Annotated in this window: 21 protein-coding genes and 2 pseudogenes; 16 read left to right on the top strand and 7 right to left on the bottom strand. The window is 60.9% G+C overall.

Translation table 11 applies throughout. The annotated features are described in order from the left end of the window. Window positions 1–139: 139 nt before the first annotated feature. The 4 genes from ACVISU_RS24605 to ACVISU_RS24620 all read left to right on the top strand — a co-directional run bounded on the left by ACVISU_RS24605 (window position 140) and on the right by ACVISU_RS24620 (window position 2,832). Window positions 140–496, top strand: coding sequence for a hypothetical protein (locus tag ACVISU_RS24605; RefSeq protein ID WP_456708602.1), 357 nt, complete (start codon window positions 140–142; stop codon window positions 494–496). A gap of 398 nt (window positions 497–894) precedes the next feature. After that, window positions 895–1,035: a hypothetical protein gene (locus ACVISU_RS24610; protein WP_456708603.1), complete on the top strand. Its 141-nt coding sequence runs from the start codon at window positions 895–897 to the stop codon at window positions 1,033–1,035. Window positions 1,036–1,295: 260 nt separating this feature from the next. Then, window positions 1,296–1,913 carry a DUF4760 domain-containing protein gene (locus tag ACVISU_RS24615; RefSeq protein ID WP_456708604.1) on the top strand — a complete coding sequence of 206 codons (618 nt, stop codon included), beginning with the start codon at window positions 1,296–1,298 and terminating at the stop codon, window positions 1,911–1,913. A 79-nt stretch (window positions 1,914–1,992) separates the two neighbouring features. Beyond that, on the top strand, window positions 1,993–2,832 hold the full coding sequence (locus ACVISU_RS24620) for an IS5 family transposase (RefSeq protein ID WP_456708605.1): 840 nt from the start codon (window positions 1,993–1,995) through the stop codon (window positions 2,830–2,832). A 347-nt stretch (window positions 2,833–3,179) separates the two neighbouring features. Here the strand turns inward: ACVISU_RS24620 and ACVISU_RS24625 are convergent, their stop codons facing one another. Next, window positions 3,180–3,641 (bottom strand): hypothetical protein, encoded by a 462-nt coding sequence (locus tag ACVISU_RS24625; protein ID WP_456708606.1) that lies wholly within the window; start codon window positions 3,639–3,641, stop codon window positions 3,180–3,182. Between the two features lie 88 nt (window positions 3,642–3,729). Between ACVISU_RS24625 and ACVISU_RS24630 the strand changes: the two genes are divergently transcribed. After that, window positions 3,730–4,413: a hypothetical protein gene (locus ACVISU_RS24630; RefSeq protein WP_456708607.1), complete on the top strand. Its 684-nt coding sequence runs from the start codon at window positions 3,730–3,732 to the stop codon at window positions 4,411–4,413. A gap of 48 nt (window positions 4,414–4,461) precedes the next feature. Here the strand turns inward: ACVISU_RS24630 and ACVISU_RS24635 are convergent, their stop codons facing one another. Further along, a complete protein-coding gene (locus tag ACVISU_RS24635) occupies window positions 4,462–4,680 on the bottom strand; it encodes a hypothetical protein (RefSeq protein ID WP_456708608.1) in 219 nt (72 codons plus the stop codon). Window positions 4,681–4,980: 300 nt separating this feature from the next. On the opposite strand from ACVISU_RS24635, the gene ACVISU_RS24640 reads away from it, so the two are divergent. The 4 genes from ACVISU_RS24640 (at window position 4,981) to ACVISU_RS24655 (ending at window position 7,069) form a co-directional block, all read left to right on the top strand. Next, window positions 4,981–5,652 (top strand): hypothetical protein, encoded by a 672-nt coding sequence (locus ACVISU_RS24640; protein WP_456708609.1) that lies wholly within the window; start codon window positions 4,981–4,983, stop codon window positions 5,650–5,652. An 82-nt stretch (window positions 5,653–5,734) separates the two neighbouring features. Beyond that, a complete protein-coding gene (locus tag ACVISU_RS24645) occupies window positions 5,735–5,881 on the top strand; it encodes a hypothetical protein (RefSeq protein WP_456708610.1) in 147 nt (48 codons plus the stop codon). A gap of 389 nt (window positions 5,882–6,270) precedes the next feature. Further along, window positions 6,271–6,579, top strand: a complete 309-nt coding sequence (locus ACVISU_RS24650; RefSeq protein WP_456708611.1) for a hypothetical protein — start codon at window positions 6,271–6,273, stop codon at window positions 6,577–6,579. A gap of 178 nt (window positions 6,580–6,757) precedes the next feature. Beyond that, on the top strand, window positions 6,758–7,069 hold the full coding sequence (locus ACVISU_RS24655) for a lanthionine synthetase LanC family protein (RefSeq protein ID WP_456708612.1): 312 nt from the start codon (window positions 6,758–6,760) through the stop codon (window positions 7,067–7,069). Between the two features lie 69 nt (window positions 7,070–7,138). Here the strand turns inward: ACVISU_RS24655 and ACVISU_RS24660 are convergent, their stop codons facing one another. Beyond that, window positions 7,139–8,302 carry an ImmA/IrrE family metallo-endopeptidase gene (locus ACVISU_RS24660; RefSeq protein ID WP_456708613.1) on the bottom strand — a complete coding sequence of 388 codons (1,164 nt, stop codon included), beginning with the start codon at window positions 8,300–8,302 and terminating at the stop codon, window positions 7,139–7,141. Next, window positions 8,299–8,598: a hypothetical protein gene (locus tag ACVISU_RS24665; protein WP_456708614.1), complete on the bottom strand. Its 300-nt coding sequence runs from the start codon at window positions 8,596–8,598 to the stop codon at window positions 8,299–8,301. Before ACVISU_RS24665 ends, ACVISU_RS24660 begins: the two co-directional genes overlap by 4 nt. Window positions 8,599–8,754: 156 nt before the next feature. On the opposite strand from ACVISU_RS24665, the gene ACVISU_RS24670 reads away from it, so the two are divergent. From ACVISU_RS24670 to ACVISU_RS24690, 5 genes and pseudogenes are all read left to right on the top strand, one after another. Next, on the top strand, window positions 8,755–9,954 hold the full coding sequence (locus ACVISU_RS24670) for a nucleotidyltransferase domain-containing protein (protein WP_456708615.1): 1,200 nt from the start codon (window positions 8,755–8,757) through the stop codon (window positions 9,952–9,954). Window positions 9,955–9,987: 33 nt separating this feature from the next. Beyond that, window positions 9,988–10,455 (top strand): hypothetical protein, encoded by a 468-nt coding sequence (locus ACVISU_RS24675; RefSeq protein WP_456708616.1) that lies wholly within the window; start codon window positions 9,988–9,990, stop codon window positions 10,453–10,455. After that, on the top strand, window positions 10,448–11,431 hold the full coding sequence (locus ACVISU_RS24680; protein WP_456708617.1) for a CBASS cGAMP-activated phospholipase: 984 nt from the start codon (window positions 10,448–10,450) through the stop codon (window positions 11,429–11,431). Before ACVISU_RS24675 ends, ACVISU_RS24680 begins: the two co-directional genes overlap by 8 nt. A gap of 14 nt (window positions 11,432–11,445) precedes the next feature. Next, window positions 11,446–12,057, top strand: a pseudogene (locus ACVISU_RS24685) (phospholipase effector Tle1 domain-containing protein); the annotation flags it as partial. A 177-nt stretch (window positions 12,058–12,234) separates the two neighbouring features. Next, a complete protein-coding gene (locus ACVISU_RS24690; RefSeq protein WP_456710889.1) occupies window positions 12,235–12,906 on the top strand; it encodes a phospholipase effector Tle1 domain-containing protein in 672 nt (223 codons plus the stop codon). Between the two features lie 40 nt (window positions 12,907–12,946). Here ACVISU_RS24690 and ACVISU_RS24695 read toward each other — a convergent pair whose 3' ends face one another. Then, window positions 12,947–13,630 carry a hypothetical protein gene (locus ACVISU_RS24695; protein WP_456708618.1) on the bottom strand — a complete coding sequence of 228 codons (684 nt, stop codon included), beginning with the start codon at window positions 13,628–13,630 and terminating at the stop codon, window positions 12,947–12,949. Here ACVISU_RS24695 and ACVISU_RS24700 point away from each other — a divergent pair. Further along, on the top strand, window positions 13,598–14,494 hold the full coding sequence (locus ACVISU_RS24700; RefSeq protein ID WP_456708619.1) for a DEAD/DEAH box helicase: 897 nt from the start codon (window positions 13,598–13,600) through the stop codon (window positions 14,492–14,494). The genes ACVISU_RS24695 and ACVISU_RS24700 overlap by 33 nt on opposite strands. Window positions 14,495–14,552: 58 nt before the next feature. After that, window positions 14,553–14,726 (top strand): annotated as a pseudogene (locus tag ACVISU_RS24705) (transposase); the annotation flags it as partial. Here ACVISU_RS24705 and ACVISU_RS24710 read toward each other — a convergent pair. Both ACVISU_RS24710 and tnpC read right to left on the bottom strand, forming a co-directional pair. Then, entirely contained in the window at window positions 14,660–14,812 is a 153-nt protein-coding gene (locus ACVISU_RS24710; RefSeq protein ID WP_456708620.1) for a hypothetical protein, read from the bottom strand. The pseudogene ACVISU_RS24705 and the gene ACVISU_RS24710 overlap by 67 nt on opposite strands. 19 nt (window positions 14,813–14,831) lie before the next feature. Next, the gene (tnpC, locus tag ACVISU_RS24715) at window positions 14,832–16,436 is read right to left on the bottom strand and encodes an IS66 family transposase (protein WP_456710890.1); all 1,605 of its coding nucleotides are present in this window, start codon (window positions 16,434–16,436) and stop codon (window positions 14,832–14,834) included. Between the last annotated feature and the right edge of the window lie 37 nt (window positions 16,437–16,473).

Raw genomic sequence — 16,473 nt, forward strand, 5'->3', positions numbered from 1 at the left:
CTTGCCGCGTTATGAGGCGTCAGGTATCCGAAAGTGTGGCCTCATCGCGGACGATGATATGCGGATTCAAAGCTGTTCTGACGTGGAGCTGGAATATATTCGACTACATCGTGCGAGTAGCAGCATGTGGAGAATGCCAATGGAGCAACTGAAGTTGCTGATGCAATACACCATTTTTCACATCGGGATTTACATGTCACTGAGCACAGGCTTGGTGGCGCTTCTCGGCCTATTTCCGGGCCACGCTGGTGCGATGAAGACCCAGCTCTTGATCACGTTGGGTTGCTTTGTAGTTGCTGGTGCTTTGGGTGGCATGATCGCCGCGCACATTCCTTATTCGGAGGATCTCGACAAATTTAGCAAGTCGAACATCGGCTTTTTTGGAATGACGTTCATTCCGGCATGGCTTGCCATGGCCCTTGAACACATCGTTTTTTGGGCAGGAGTGGGAATCGCCCTGTTTGGTCTCTCGAAAGTTATTTGGCTACCGACATAAAAGAAAAGCACAGGCCGTTTTCCGATTTCTCTGTAGCTGTCCTCAACTTGGCCGGTGGCATCGGGATTGAAAGGCCCGAGCGCTGAGGAAGCGTTTGACGGAAGCCGCCGTGGTCGAGGAGGTCGCGAACTTCACGATGCTCCGCTTCCGTGTGCCTCGTAGCTGGTGCGTATCTGCCAGCGTAACTGTGTTGAAGATGGGAGTTTGGCCTCCCGAAGCCGGCCTGCAGGGGCAGGCTTCAAACCACTCCAGGCTGCTGCGTTTAAGAGACGTGGTGGTGAGCGCTGGGGAAAAGGCGGCGGGCTACGCCGTCAGGTGAGTGACGAGAATATGAGCGCAAGCGAACCGCCGATGACACATTGAAACGGGTCCAGACGCTGTCAACACAGCGAAATTGAATGGCCTCGACCCCCAAGGCGTATCTCGTCGACGTTCTCGATCGAATGGTGAGCGGCGCCACGAAGACCAGCCAGATTCACGAACTTCTGGCCTGGAACTGGAAGGCCGCACGCGAAGCCGAAAAGCGAGCCGTGGCATGACGAAGCCGAAGCAACGGCGGGGAACGCGAAAAGCACGCAAGACGACAATGGCGGACTATGCCATGTCGTTCGAACAGCTCGGGCAATGGATCGGCGAGCGCGCCAGGTCGCCGACGCTTCGGCAGTGTGTTCCGAGTCTCATCGCGACTGCAGCAATCTGATTGCATGTTCGGAGGTATTGAGCTCATTATTTCTTCGGCAAAAAATTCTCTCGGTTGACCAGTTCAGCGACCGGTTACTCGTGAAGTGCGGGCCATGCAATGATGTTTCTGCAAAACGAAAGCAATTGTTCAGCCAATGACCAATCAGGGTATCACCATGAGATTTCCAGCGCAGGAAGTAATCCTCGGAGCGTTGCTGATGATTGGGGCGTTCGCGATGGGTATGATATACTCATCGGCTGGCGAACCACCAGCACAGCACCAGCTGAAGGGAGAATATCTGACCGGACTAGCCACGATAGCACTTGTTGTCGTCACGATAGCGCTCGTTGTCGTTACGTATCTCCTGGTAAAATCGGCAAGGAAGACAGTCGCCATCGCAGAATTCAAGCGACGGTGGACGTTTGGATGAAACTTAGAGAAGAGATGAGGCTACCCGATCTCACGGACCGGACGCTCACGCCTAAGTTCATCGAGGACGAGGGAAAAAAAGCGATCGCTCAGTTGAGGAAACTCGAGCTCTTTTCACGAACCGTCAATTCTGGCGCCCACGATCTGGAGACCCTCAACGCAATCTCAGGAAGTTGGTTTCTTCAACAAGTCGAATGGATAACACCCTATATCGAGCTGCGGCGAAAGAAAAATGAGAAACCGAAGCTTTACAAAGAGATAGTTGATCTAGGGCAAAGTATTAGGAGCATTCACGATGATGACTGAGAGGCCGACCGGAAATTAAAGTTGGGTGATTTCAGCAGGTTGTGATTCTTCGAGGTGTTCGAAGCCGTCGGAGAAGCAGATGACCTGGACCGAAATCACCCGCTGTCAGCGTGACAGACGGGCGCTCCGTTATGCAAGCGGTTGCAGGGATGCGGAATGGGCTTTGATCGAGCTGTTGATGCCAGGGCCGAGCAAGGTCGGGCGACCGCGCAAGACCTGCATGCGATCGGTTTGGGATGCGATCCAGTACATCGCGACGACGGGATGCCAATGGGCGCTTTTGCCCAAGGATTTTCCTCCCTTCACGACAGTCCAGTACTATTTTTATCGTCTGCGCGACAGCGGCGTGCTGGATTTGATGAATGAAGCCTTGGTTGAAATCGTGCGTAAGCTTGCTGGACGAGAGCTGCAACCAACGGCGGCGATCATCGACAGCCAAACGGTCAAGACGACCGAGAGCGGAGGGCCACGCGGCTTTGATGCGGGCAAGAAGATCAAAGGTCGCAAGCGCCACATCGTCACCGATACACAAGCAAATTTGCTGAGCGCTATCGTGCACCCGGCCAATGTTCAGGATCGGGACGGTGCGCCGGCCGTCGTCACTTTGGCGTGTGCGAGCTACCCGACAATTGCACACTTGTTTGCTGACGGCGGCTATGCCGGCGAAAAACTTGAAAACGCGCTCCGGAAACTCGACGGCCCCACGATTGAAATTGTCAAACGCCCGGATGACGCAAAAGGCATCGTTGTTGTTGCCCGACGCTGGGTCGTCGAACGCACGTTGGCATGGCTCAACCGCTGCCGACGTCTCGCCAAGGATTGGGAGGCCTCCATCACCTCGGCCGAAGCATGGCTCCTTATGGCGTCGACCCGACAACTCGCGCGCCGCATCGCCAGATCGGCCAACCTCAAGTCATGAATTTTGAGTCAGACTCTGAGAGTCCATGCAAATAACGAGATCGTTAGCGGGGTTAGTGGCGTCAGCTTTTGTGATGCTCGCAGCTTATTCGCATCGTAAGTATCGGTCGGGCGGGTAGCCGATGCCTTTGGGGCGGTGCCGGAATTGTTGCAGCCGAAGGCCGCACAAAAGCGAAAGCTCTGATCGAGCGGCGGCCGGAAGAGGGCACCAGAAAGCAAGGATTCTTACCGGCGGGCTTCCTTTCCTTCTGCGCGGGCACAGGGGGGCGGCCCGGTCATCGGGAGTGCGATGCGACGCCCTTGTCGCGACGGCCGCGACAGTAGATGCCGGCCCGGAAGGTAAGTCGGCTATCGAGGCGTCCGGCCGCGAAGCTCAAGAGCTAACGCTGCGCGTGACAGTCCGGATCGGAACGCGCCCGATTCGGCGCGCCGGTGATGTTGGCATCGCCGCTTTGAGGCCTCGAAGACGGTATCAAATTCTCCGATCCCGTTCGAGGCGCGCGCGCGTCCGGTCTTGATCGCGGAGTTAAGATCGAGGAGCAGGCTGTCGGCAACAAGAGCCTGCCGGGCGCCCGGCTCGGCCTCGAGAACCGCGATCCGAGCGGAAAAAGGACTGGGATCGATCCCAAGGCCAGCAAGTTCGCCGAGGAGCTTGTCCACCTTCAAAAGCGCCTGGTCGTCGCTTGCGCCGGTTTGCTGGGAAGTCCACTCCTCGAGCGTGATACGATGGTCGCCGGCACCGAGCCGGTCGGCGAGCGCCCGCTGACGCTCGGTGACGCCTTCGGAGCGGTCGGTTGGCTGAAGCAGCATCAGCCCCTTGCTTACAGCCTTGTTGAGGCTCTCGACGGACGCCGCGGGGGTCGTAAGCTCTCGTCGAAGATTCGATCGGGATCTCGATGTGGGAAGCTTCGAACTTCGCGAGCAGTGCCTGGGCCGCGGACTTGGCACGCCTCTGATCGCCCTTGCGCTTCGCTTCAGATTCTGCGGCCTTTTCCGCGCGTCGCTCGGCATCGGCGCTCAAATATGTGACTTCGGCTATGACCTGCTTTTGAAGGTCCGTGAACGTGTCAGCGTCGAGCATCCGGTAAATTTCGTCGCGTCGAGCGATGACCCGGTCGATATCCGACTGATCGATCGTCCCATTGCGTTTGCAGGTCGAAGTCCAAAATTCGATGGCCGCGTCCAGGCGCGCCAAGCTGCGGCGGCAATGGAGAGACCGCAGTCTGCGTTCCAGTCCCTCGTTCTTGGAAAACGCGGCAGGATCGACGTTCACGGTTCGGCCGGCCCCTGCCAAAAGATGACTGAGGATCTCCGATCCCGGCAGTCGCGCCGTATTCAACTCGGTCAAATCTATCCGCGCGGTCTTGCCGATGAGCAGGCGCTCGAAGCTGGAGAACCGGGCGTGGCCTTTTTCCGTGATGAAGTGAAGTTCCTGATTGTCGCTTCCTCGCAGAGCAAGTGTCTGCTTTGCCGCGCTGTGCGGTTCTACGGTCGGTGGGGGTGGCTGCGCTGGCTATCGCGGCAAGTCGGCATTGTCGCTGAGAGAGCCATCGGACGCGAAGTCGGCCGGCTGCTGCCATAGCGCGGCCTTGATTGCCTCGGTTTGGCCACCAACTGGTCCTTGAGCAGCTTACCGGCCCGCAGACAGCCCTAGGAGGATATGGGCCAACAGAATAACGGAGACGATACCCGCCGCACTGGCGCCAAGCCCGGTCGCGACGGCAGAGAAGCGGATCCACCAAGGCAGGTCGACCACGGCCGCAATTCGTCTGCCCTTCCAATAAAGCTGGTCGAGCTCATCGACGCTGAGGTTGTCCAGCTGATCGATTGAAACCGTTCTTCTCGACATGGTTCGCCCCGCCTGACGTTTCGCGATTACCCGACGGTGGCCGCTGGCGAAGCAAAACGCCAGCTACCCAGACTGGTAAGGCCCGAAACATTTCGCAGCCAGCTCGTTACGGTTCGTTTTCAGAAAGGAGACGAGCCGATGACGAGACAACCGATTTCAATGAAGCCCTTCTGTCGGCGCTGCGCGCTGATGGCATCAACCCGACGTCGCAAGATGCTGACGCGGTTCTGAGGCACGCGAGGGCGTCCTAATGGGCGGCAAATCAACCAGTACGACGACGCAGCAAGCGCAGACGGCTCCGTGGGAGGCCGCGCAGCCGATGCTGGGCCAGATCATGAGCGGGCTCTCACCGCTCGTCGGCAATTCGGGTCTATCGGGCGCGGAGCCATCGGTCAGCTTACCGCCAGTGGGCAGGCGGGTAATCCCTATGCCGGTGCGATCGGTAGCGTTGCGACTAACCTGCTCGGTGGTGGTGGCGCGGCGTCGCAGAATGGCGCGCTGTCGCAGAACCTCGCCGACCATAAAGCCGGCATGGCGCCGTACACCGCAGCTGATTACTCGACCATCAACAGCGTCCCGGTCCAGAACGCGCTCCAGCAAGTGCAGAATGACGTCACGAGCCAGGTGAACGGACAGTTCGCAGCGGCCGGCCGCCCCGTGTCTGGCATGAACACGCAAACGTTGCCCCCTCACTCCCTGGGAGCGGACCGCGTTTGGCTTGCTCTGCAGGAGGTCTCGCGCGCCCATCAGGAGCACGGCTACGCCGACCCAACGCGATCGACGGCGGCGACCAATGCCATGAACGCCTTGACGCGCGTCGAGCCGCCCCAGTCTTGGCGGCGCGAGGCGAGGGAGCGCTTTTTCGCGCTCCCGTGGGATCTGCAGCTCTACATCGTAGAGCGTGAGGGAGTGCGCGACCGGGCGTTACGGCGCGCTCAGAACGCAGCAGCAGCAAGAAGGAAGGTAGCGTGATGGGCTGGATCGATATTCTTGAGGCGGCGCATGACGTCGCACAGCCGGCCGAGGCAGCCCTACAGGTCCATTGGGTGTGGTGGTGAGCGTACGTTCCCCGAGCGGTCCGGATGATCCCGGCAAGGTCGCGCACGGCTATTACACCGTGCAGGGAAGCGTCCTGACCATGACCGACGCAGATGGGAAGCCTTTGGGCGCCAGGGCGCGGCTTGAGGTCATGCGCCGGTGATCGGGGACAACCGGGAGGCGCACACCGCTGACAGTCTGCAACCGGGGTAGCTCGGTCTTTTGCCCAACCGCAGAGGATCGAGATGCCGACAGAGAGACTGTCCAGGCGCCACATTCGCGAAGTTCTACGCCTGCACTATAGCGTCGGCATGTCGCAACGCGCCGTTGCCCGCACTTCAAGTCGTAGCTGGCAATGAATTTGGGCACGTCAATTGGCCTCCCCAATGCTGTCGAATTATATGGGAGGGTGGGACTCACCTTCAATCGCGATCACGATACCGGCCACCGATACTGGTAGCTAGAGCCGGGCCAGTCGACGTTTATGCTCTGCTCGAGGAGCTGCGGGGCTGATCCCCTGCGGTTGATGAAAAGAGACGAGGGGGACCCCCGATGGCCGTCTATGCCGTAAGCTTCAGGTTCGAAGAGGACGCCAGCGGCGACGAGCGCCGCAGGGATTTCGTGGGGTACGTAAGAAGAGAAGCGGCGGCCCTCTGGGAGGACACGACATCTTTCCTCGTGGTCCGCACCGGGGTGCCAATCGATCGGTTTTCTGTGCAGCTTATTGCGGAGACGCGCTTCGATCCCGCGAAAGACCTTCTTCTCGTCGTAGATATTTCGGACGCAAAGTTCGCGCGGATCGGCGGCAAAATCAAAGACGGAGACTTCGCAAGGCTGATCCCCGGCGTGCGCCAGCTATGAAAAAGCCGCCCGGAGGCGGATTGATCATCGTTTCCAGCCTCACTTGTCGGTCTTGAACTTCGCAATAGCGTTGACGTAGGGATCGAAGTGGATTGCCGGGTTATCCCCTTCTGAGGATCCGCGATGTCGGGCCGCGGCCGTCAAGCTAGGCATTAACGATGAGTCTCTTGGAGCGCGATTGGCTCTTGATGCCTGCCTTGAAAAGCAGGCACCAAGTGATCTCGGGCTTTGTCACGGACTTGCAGGCGTACTTGACGCTTTCCTGATAGGTGCTGAAGCGTTTCCCAAAGCCGGCCGGTATAGGCGCCGACTCAGCGCTCTCCGGAGCGATTTCCATCGTAGCGTTGCAGGCATGCTGCAAGGGGTTTGGGACGTGCCGGACATCGGCTTAATGACTGGAATATCTGGCGTAGGTCTACAGCTATTGCGTCTCACAGATAATAGGACACCAAGCGTGCTCCTGCTCGATCCCCCACGCGTAGCCGGTTGACAACGACCTCGGATCGCCTAAGCCTAGTGTAAGTTCCGAACGCGAAGCCTAGCTGGCAAGGCCGCTGAATCAATGATCATCGTTCTCGTTGAAAAGAAGCGCGCTCACTTCGCCACGGCCTAACATTTTCGAGAATCGACGATAGTCCGCGTGTTCACGCTGCCAACGGCCGGCCACGATGGCCGGGTGGACGCCAGCTTGCTCCGCGATGGCCTCAATGTCTTCTGGTGTCAGTTCGGGGGATGCCAATTTAGCCGACAGGGACGGAGGCAACAGCGCGTTTTGGGCGAACATATCAGCCTCGTGTTCGATGTCGTCCTCCGAGACCGTGCTCTTGACTTCCAAGTCGTCCAAGATTGCATTGGTCTCGCCGTTCAGGTGATGACAAGCATGACAATATTCATGGAGGAGCGTGAACCAAAAATTGTCGATCCGATCATGCCGGATTGTTAGCGCGATGATCGGAGTACCGTCGTTGCGGCACAGCGCAGCGCCATCCAGATAAGTACCAGGCAGATGTCTGAGCGCGAGAAAAATGATCCCGACGCCGGCGAGCGCACCGGCAACCAACGTTGGGCCATTGGGCGCCGCGCTTAATCTAGCTAACGTGCGTCCGAATTCCGCATACGGAACGGAGCGCTTCTTAGGCAGCTTGACGGTCTCGGCTTTCAACAGGACGGCAGCGCACCAAGCCTCGAGCGCACCGGTATCAGTCTTGGCGTTTGTTCTTAGAGTCCGGGTTTTTCGCAGGTATGCGGAAGGCGGACCACCGTCGAACGCACGCATGCGAAACGCGGCATAACCTTCACGTTCCTTCATGATCCCGAACGCGGCAAGCCCTTCGCTCGCAGCCTTCGAAAGCTTGGGTACCTCATCGTCTTCGTCCTCTCCAACGAGCGATTTGAGCGGAATTCCCAAGTCGCGATGAAGCGCGCGGATCATGTCGAGCGTCAGCGATCGCCGGCCCTTCAGGATTTCTGATACGCGCGACCGGGGCCCGATCATCGGCACGAGATCCCGTGGTTCCAGCCCTTGCTGTTTCATGCGGAACCGGATCGCTTCCAGCGGAGTCGGGGGCAGAAGATCGTGATTTTCACGTTCCCATTTCTCGGTCAGCGCCTGCAGGACTTCGGCTTCGTCCTTGGAGGCGCGGTCCGCTTTTCCGAGAAGGTCGGACATCCGCTTCAGCGCGTTGTCGTAATCCTGTTCGTTCCGAATGGGCGCCACCTTCATGAGCGTGCTCCTCTCCGCAGAGGGTTACGCAATCTGTCCACCTTCAAACCTGCAAATTCGATCAAAGCTATTCCTGATTGATAGTTGAGGGCGACGACCACGCAATGCTGCTCATCGAGGGGGATCGTCAACCTGTGCGCGTCGACTTCCGCAAGGGGGTAGGCCTTCAAGGCTGCCTTCTCGGAGGACCACTGGGCGTCTTCGAGCTCTGCCAGGAACGCTCGCAAGTCGGCGGCAAGGTCGCCGAGGGCGCCCCGCAGAAGCCGAATCAGCCTGATTCTCCCCGACACGAGCATGAGATTCTCATAGCCGGGCCTTCCCGACAAGCAAATGTGTCCCAAAACGGTAACTATGTCTTGACGGAATCCCGGGGGCGTGGAATCCATCCGTGATCGGTCCCAATTATGTAACATTGATGAGGAGGCCGTGTCCACGATCGATGGAGCCGGCCCATGAATTATGTTGCGGAACGCTTTCAACTGCGCAGCTCCGAGCTGGTCGGGTTGATCGAGCAGTCCTGCCAATATCTGGAACCCTCGAGCTATCAACGCGATCTGGCTCGGCAGCGATACGAGGGCGTCGGGGACTGGCTCGCCAGATCGGATGAGTCGCTGCTGGCCGCTGTGGCGATCCGGCTGCAGGGCTCCATCGCCATCGGCACCGCCGTTAAGCCGATCGGGGCGAACGAATTCGACGTCGACCTCGTCGCCCATGTACCCGACATCGACATCGCGGTGTCGCCGGCGTTGCTCAAGCAGCGCATCGGTGACCGGCTGCGCAGCAACGGCAACTACGCGCCGCTCTTGAAGGAGATGCCGCGGTGCTGGCGGCTCGACTACGCCAACGAATTCCACCTCGACATCACCCCGTCGATTCCGAACCCCGAATGCCGGTTCGGCGGCGAACTTGTGCCGGACAAGACGTTGAAGGCCTGGAAGGCATCGAACCCGCTGGGCTATCGCCGCAAGTTCGAGCGGCGGGCGGCACTCGTGCCGCGCATCCGGTCGGTGTTCGGCAAGGCCTACGACAGCGCCCGGGCAGACGCGCAGGTCGAACCCTATCCGGAGGAGAAGCGGCTGAAGGGCATTCTGCGCCGCATCGTCCAGATCGCCAAGCGGCATCGCGACCTCCATTTCATCGATGACGACCAGGGGCTGACGCCGCTCTCGATCATCATCACGACGCTGGCGTCGCGGGCCTACGAGACCTGCGTCGGCAACTTCGAGTACGACCACGAACTCGACTTGATCCTCGATGTGCTGCGGCGGATGCCGCAGATGCTGCAGACCGGCACGGTGGCCGGGCGCGTCATCTGGTACCTCTGGAATCAGACGACGACGGGGGAGAACTTCTGCGAGAAGTGGAACAAGTATCCCGAGCGGGCGGTCGCCTTCTTCGAATGGCACCGCAAGATCGTCGCCGATGTCGAGCGCCTCGCCGCCGCGCGCGGGCTCGATCAGGTCCGGCGGCTCCTGGGCGACATCTTCGGTACGGCGCCGGCGAACAAGGCGATGGATTCGCTGACGGAGCGGGTGGATGCCGCGCGTGCATCAAACCGCCTTTCCGTCACCAAGTCGGCCGGCCTGGTCGCCGGCGCCGCCGCGAGCGCGACGCCGGTCCGCGCCAACACCTTCTTCGGCGACGGGGGGTGACCGATGCGCCTCGGGCGGCCGAAAGCGCTGACGATGGCGCAGCAGTTCGTCAACCTGCAGGGAAATCCCCTGACTGCCGGTCGCGGCTGCCTGCGGTCTGACAGGTTGACCTGGACCTACGCCACGTCTCCGTCGCCCCTCAGCCGCGACTACTTGATCCGGATCGAGATGGCCCCCGAAAGCGCGCCGAGAATCTTCGTCGACGATCCGGACGTCGAGGTTCTCGCCGGCGGCCGAGACCTTCCGCACGTCTACCACAATCCGACGCGCCTCTGCCTCTACCTGCCCGGCACACGGGAATGGCAGCCCTGGATGAGGCTCGACCAGACGGTCGTGCCGTGGACGGCGCTCTGGCTGTTCTATTTCGAGGACTGGCTGGATTCGGACGAATGGAAGGGCGGAGGCATGCATCCCGCTCACGCTTCGCGGACGCGGCGAAACCGGCGCCGTCTCCGATTTCGCGAGCCCTCCGAGTACGAGATAGGAGCCGCGCATGAGTGACGGGCGGCGCACCTACAAGATCCTGTCGCTCGACGGGGGCGGAATCCGCGGAGTCTTTCCCGCAGCCTTCCTCGCCAGGCTCGAGGATCACCTGGAAGAACCGATCGGATCGTATTTTGACCTGATCGCTGGAACCTCGACCGGCGGCATCATCGCGCTGGGTCTCGGCCTCGGCCTCTCCGCCGGCGACATCCTGAAACTCTACGAGGAGAAGGGCCCGGCGATCTTCGACCAGCAGCACGGCATGATCCGCAACTTCGTCCGCCAGCGGCTGCGGGGCGCGCTGCACCTTTTCGGCTCCAAATACTCGTCGCAGCCGCTGCAGGACGCGCTGGTGGGCATTCTAGGCGAGCGTCGGCTGGGTGAGAGCCGCACCCGCCTCGTCATACCCGCATGGCATCCGATGCTCGAGCGCGTGTACATCTACAAGACGGCACATCATCCCAGGCTCGAGACCGATTTCCGAATACGGGCGCTGGATGCGGCGATGGCCACCGCGGCTGCCCCGACGTTTCTCAAGCCCCACATGACCGGCGACGCCATCGAGCTCTTCGACGGCGGCGTCTGGGCGAACAACCCGATCGGCGTCGCCACGATCGAGGCGGTGGGCATGCTGAACTGGCCCGCCGACAGGCTGAAGATCCTCAGTCTCGGCACCATCAACGACGTGAAGGCCGGGCCCCGATGGAAGGGCAAGCTGCCGATGGCGCCGTCGATCGCTCGTCTGTTCATGTCCGGCCAGTCGCATAGTGCCTTGGGTATGGCCAAGATAGTGACCGGCGACGGCCACGATCATCGCGCGATCTGGCGCATCGACCAGACGGCGCCGCCGGGCCGCTACACCATGGACGACGCCGGCCGCATCGCCGAGATGAAGAACCGCGGCTTCACCGAAGCCCGGGAGCAACTGCCCGAACTGCGCCGCCACTTCTTCGACAGCGTAGCCGAACCCTTCGTTCCCTTTCACTCCATCTGACCGGCGAGGCCGACATGCCCAAGAACATCCTGATCTTCTCGGACGGTACCGGCCAGGCCGGGGGCCTTCGCCCGGACGAGAACCGTTCGAACATCTACAAGCTCTATCGGGCGACCCGCTGCGGCCCCGACACCGCGATCGATCCGCGGGAGCAGCTTACCTTCTACGATGCAGGTCTCGGTTCGCGGCCGCCGGGCGGTGCGTTGTTCGTCACTCGCGCCTACCGCTGACTGCACAATGTGGCCAGCCAGGCGACGGGGCTCGGCATCACCACCAACATCATCGACTGCTACGCCGCCATTATCCGGATGTGGGAGCCTGGCGACCGGATCTTCCTGTTCGGCTTCAGCCGTGGCGCCTACACCGTGCGATGCCTGGCGGCCGTGCTGGGACAGTGCGGGGTGCCGACGACGATGGACGATGGCACTCCGCTCCGACGCGACGTTGGTACGACGACCGGCATTGCCCGTGAGGCCGTGAAGAAGATCTACCAGCACGTCAGTTCGCCGCGAGATACCAACTACTTGCCGCAGCGCGACGCGCTGGCGAAGAGCTTTCGCCAGCAGTACCGGAGCGACGCCTGCGGCGCCTCTAACGCGGTGCCGTTCTTCATCGGGGTCTTCGACACGGTCGCGTCACTCGGCAGCTATGCGCTCTCCGCCGCGCTGGTTGGCGCTTCGACGGTCCTCATCGCTGCGCTGAGCTATCTACAGTCGTTTTTCCTGTTTCCCTTCGTTCCTACTCTGCTATGGACAGCCGCGGTCGCCGCGATCGCGGCGGGCGTCGCCTACGTCGCGACGCACGTGAAATACGCAGTCGGCCTGCCGGGCTTTTCGTTCTGGCAGACGCTCCATCTGGCATCGCCAAAGATGAAGTTCTACGACCTGCACCTGAACAACGCTGTCTGGTACGCGCGCCATGCCATGTCTATCGACGAGAACCGTGCCGACTTCGCGCGCGTCTCGTGGGGTGGATCGCACAACATGGGGCCACAGCGTCCCGACGAATACCCGGACTGGCTGCAACAGGTCTGGTTCGCCGGAAATCACTCGGACATCGGTGGCAGTTATCCGGAAAACGAGGCGCGCTTGTCGGACATCTCGTTGGGTTGGATGGTGCACGCGGCCAAGAATCTGCCCGACGGCACCACGCCCGACGGCTTCGGCATCAAGGTCGACGACCGGTACATGACGCTACATCCGGACCCCCTCGGCCCGCAGCATGATGAGCGCGAACCAGGTCATCTGCGCGGGCGATTCAAATGGAGTGAAGGCCTGCGGGAGGTCCAGGACGAGGCGATCTTGCATTCGAGCGTCCTCGCGCGCTTCGCCGCGCCCGAGGGTGTCCAACACTTCTACCAGCGTGCAGATTACCGGCCGCCGAACCTGCGTGACCAAACGAAAGTAAAACAATACTATGCCGCGCGCCCAACAGGCGCTCGTAGGTCGCTAAGGACGGCTCGCGTGTGGCTATGAAGATCGTGGAGGGATAAGCCGCCGGTATTACGTGACTCGCTCAGAACGGCAGGAATTCGTCGGCATCCGGTTCAAAGCCGTAGAGCTTTCCCTCCACCCTTCCGACCAGCCTCCTCATTAAATCGGCCGTTTCCTGGACGTAAGCCTTGCTGAATACCTCAAGCCGGTTGCCTTTGCTGTCGCGACCGTTCCGATGGACGCAGTCGTGCCGGTACTCAATGGCCTTGAATAGCTTGTCCTTGTCGTCGCCGAGGAGCTCAAACAGGTCGATGCCGGCAGCAATTTGGTAGAGCGCGCGCACTCTTGGGATATTGTGATACACAATCGATCGCAAATGTCCGAGCACCTCTGCTCGGACGAGCTCTTTCCCGCTTGCGATCTCGGCTAGGGTGAATTTCTTTTCCTTCAGCTCCTTGTCTTTGGTAAGGAGGCGATTCATTGCCGCCGCGTCATTAGACACCAGGTTGATCAGTGTGTCGGAGAGGTAGGATTCGAGCGCGCCTATATTGTGTGAGAAGACCATCCGGTTGACGAGATGGGCGCATTCACCGCCGTGCTCAGTCAGCAGGTCGCCGGTATGGTGATACGAGTCATAAAATATCGCCTCCGGATGGTCGGACGTATCGAAGTCGAACCAGTCCTCATCGTTCCCGGCGTATTGTGCGATTTCAGCTTCGACGATCGTGTCGCCGTGGTCATCAAGCGTGATCTCACAACTGCTCACGGTGTTGAAGCAATACCCGTTGAACACAAGGATGCGGCGGCCGCCCAAGCCAATTATCAGCTCATTGCCGGGACCGCCTGGCTTTTTGCGCGCCCCGAACTCGACCAGGAGCTCGACTATCTCTTTATCGACGAAGCAGGCCAGGTGAGCCTTGCGAATGTGATTGCAATGGGCGTTACCGCAAAAAACGTCGTTCTCGTCGGCGATCAGATGCAACTGTCCCAACCCATTCAGGGGGCTCATCCGGGAGGCTCCGGCATCTCCGGCCTCGATCACTTGCTCGCTGGGTTAGCAACCGTTCCGCCCGACCGGGGCATCTTCCTCGCGACGACTTTCCGGATGAACCCCGACATCTGCAAATTCATCTCGGATGCTGTCTACGACGGCCGCCTCGTATCGGACCCGTCGACCAAGCAGCAAGCCATCGATATCGGCACGTCGACGGATGACGCGTTGGCTCCAACCGGCCTCCGCTTCGTTCCTGTCGACCATGCCGGTTTTGCGCAACGTTGCCCGCCTGAAGCTGAGCGTATCAAGAAGACCTACGACACGCTGCTTGGCAAAACGTGGGTGGACCGGAAAGGCGCCAAGAAGGCGATCGGCATCAACGATATTCTGGTCGTAACGCCTTATAACATGCAAGTTAACCATCTGCGCGATGTCTTGCCTGACGGCGCTCGTGTCGGAACCGTCGATAAACTTCAAGGGCAGGAAGCGGCTGTTGTTCTGATTTCGATGACGACGTCCTCTGGCGAGGACATGCCGCGCAATATCGAGTTTCTTTACAGCCGCAATCGTATCAATGTGGCGATCAGTCGGGCTCGCTGCCTTTCCGCAATCTTCGCCAGCCCTCGTCTTCTGTAAGCGGTTATTTTCTCCCACCTTGGCGTAGGCGGGCTGACTTTGCAAAATGCGTTCCGTCATGAAGAGAGCGGATCGCAACGCAATTTCGGATGTTGTTGACGCGCAGCCTCGGCGCCCGCGCCGTCGTTGGAGCGACAACGTTAAGGCGCAGATCGTGGCGGAGTCCTACGCGCCGGGCGCCGTGGTCTCGGAGGTCGCGCGTCGGCACGAGATCTCGCCGCAGCAGCTTTCTGCCTGGCGCGGCGCGTCCCGCGACGGCGTGTTGAAGCTGCCGGATGGCAGCGAGCCGGTGGCGAGGAGGCCCTCAGGTTCGAACACGATCCAGGATCGCAGTTCGTCAAGCGGCGAGGCTTCTGCCGCGCTCGGCGGCCCAGGCCCACGGCATCAGTTCGTCCAGACGGGAGGCCGGCCAGAGATTGACCAGCTTGGTGAGGACGTCGGTCAGATAGGCCTGCGGCTCGACGCCGCAGAGCTTGCAGGTCTCGATCAGCGAAGCGATGCAGGCCCAGTTCTCCGCGCCCTGATCATGCCCCGCAAACAATGCGTTTTTGCGATTGAGGACAAGCGGACGGATGCTTCGCTCGACGATATTCGAGTCGAGTTCGATGCGGCCATCGTCGAGGAGCCGCGTGAGCCCGTCCCAGTGGTTCAAGGCGTAGCGAATGTGCTCGGCGATCGTCGCCTTGCCCGAGACGCGGGTGAGCTGCTGCTCGAACCAGGCCTTGAGCGCCAGCATGAGGGGCTTGCTGCGTTCCTGGCGGACGGCACGGCGCTCATCGGCGCTGCGGCCCCTGATCGTCTTCTCGATGGCATAGAGAGCGGCGATACGCTCGAGCGCCTCGCTGGCGATCGGGGCAGGACCGGCCTGGGCAACGTCAAAGAAGCGCCGCCGCAGGTGAGCCCAGCAGAACGCCAGCGTGATTGCCGCGTCAGGCGCGGTTTCGGCAAGGGTCTTGTAGACGCGATAGCCGTCGCATTGCACGATGCCGCGATAGCCGTCGAGCAGCTTGAGCGCGTGGACGGCGCCACGACCGGGGGCATAAGTGTAGGCCACCGCCGGCGGGTCGGCCCCGCCCCACGGCCGATCGTCGCGCGCGATCGCCCAGAAGAAGCCCTTCTTGGTCCGGCCACGGCCGGGATCCAGCACTGGCGCCGTGGTCTCGTCGACCGCGATCTTACCCGCGGTCAGAATGATCTCGCGCAGCCGCAGCCAGAGCGGATGAAGCTCCGCGGCCGCATAGCCCACCCAGAACGCAAGCACCGCGCGCTTGATATCGATGCCCTGCGCCAGCAGCATCTGGGCCTGCCGATAGAGTGGCAGATGCCAGGCATATTTGGCGACCAGCACATGGGCGACCATCGCCTCGGTCGGCAGCCCGCCCTTGATCCGCCGCTCCGGTGCCGATGCCTGAACCACGCCATCCGTGCAGGCCCGGCAAGCATATTTGGGACGATGCGTGACGATCACGCGGAACTGCGCCGGAACGACGTCGAGCCGCTTCGACGTCTCCTCGCCGATCACATGCATTGGCGCGCGGCAGCACGGGCAGTTGATATCTTCCGGGGCAACCGTCACGTCGATGTGCGGCAGATGGGCCGGAAGCGCACCACGATCGGCGCGTCGCTTATCAGCGCGCTTGCGTGCGCCCGCAGGGTCCTTCTTATCCTCAGCCGACTCGTTGGCGGCAACGGCCTGCTCGATGTCCTCGATCGCCAGCAGCAGTTGTTCCGGATCAAGCTTCTCCGAGCGGCGGCCGAACTGCGCACGTTGCAGCTGCCGCAAGAGGTGGCGCAGCCGATCCATCTGCGATAGCGCGTGGTCTCGCTCGGCGATCGCAGCGTCGCACTTTGCGATCGCAGCATCGCGCTCCGCGCGCGCTGCCGCGATCAGCGCCTGCAGCGCGTCGATGTCGGTCGGAAGCTGATCCGTGATGTCGTCCACATCAACCATTCAATCTGATTCGCGGGACGTTGTAGCA

It is taken from the genome of Bradyrhizobium sp. USDA 4452 (assembly GCF_054063575.1).

Excerpts from the sequence above, each read along its gene's own strand:
- ACVISU_RS24620 (WP_456708605.1), top strand. The coding sequence starts at position 1,993 with ATGACCTGGACCGAAATCACCCGCTGTCAGCGTGACAGACGGGCGCTC.
- ACVISU_RS24615 (WP_456708604.1), top strand. The coding sequence starts at position 1,296 with ATGATGTTTCTGCAAAACGAAAGCAATTGTTCAGCCAATGACCAATCA.
- ACVISU_RS24680 (WP_456708617.1), top strand. The coding sequence starts at position 10,448 with ATGAGTGACGGGCGGCGCACCTACAAGATCCTGTCGCTCGACGGGGGC.
- ACVISU_RS24605 (WP_456708602.1), top strand. The coding sequence starts at position 140 with ATGGAGCAACTGAAGTTGCTGATGCAATACACCATTTTTCACATCGGG.
- ACVISU_RS24665 (WP_456708614.1), bottom strand. The coding sequence starts at position 8,598 with ATGCTCGTGTCGGGGAGAATCAGGCTGATTCGGCTTCTGCGGGGCGCC.
- ACVISU_RS24635 (WP_456708608.1), bottom strand. The coding sequence starts at position 4,680 with ATGTCGAGAAGAACGGTTTCAATCGATCAGCTGGACAACCTCAGCGTC.
- ACVISU_RS24660 (WP_456708613.1), bottom strand. The coding sequence starts at position 8,302 with ATGAAGGTGGCGCCCATTCGGAACGAACAGGATTACGACAACGCGCTG.
- ACVISU_RS24675 (WP_456708616.1), top strand. The coding sequence starts at position 9,988 with ATGGCGCAGCAGTTCGTCAACCTGCAGGGAAATCCCCTGACTGCCGGT.
- ACVISU_RS24625 (WP_456708606.1), bottom strand. The coding sequence starts at position 3,641 with ATGCTGCTTCAGCCAACCGACCGCTCCGAAGGCGTCACCGAGCGTCAG.
- ACVISU_RS24610 (WP_456708603.1), top strand. The coding sequence starts at position 895 with ATGGCCTCGACCCCCAAGGCGTATCTCGTCGACGTTCTCGATCGAATG.
- ACVISU_RS24650 (WP_456708611.1), top strand. The coding sequence starts at position 6,271 with ATGGCCGTCTATGCCGTAAGCTTCAGGTTCGAAGAGGACGCCAGCGGC.
- ACVISU_RS24670 (WP_456708615.1), top strand. The coding sequence starts at position 8,755 with ATGAATTATGTTGCGGAACGCTTTCAACTGCGCAGCTCCGAGCTGGTC.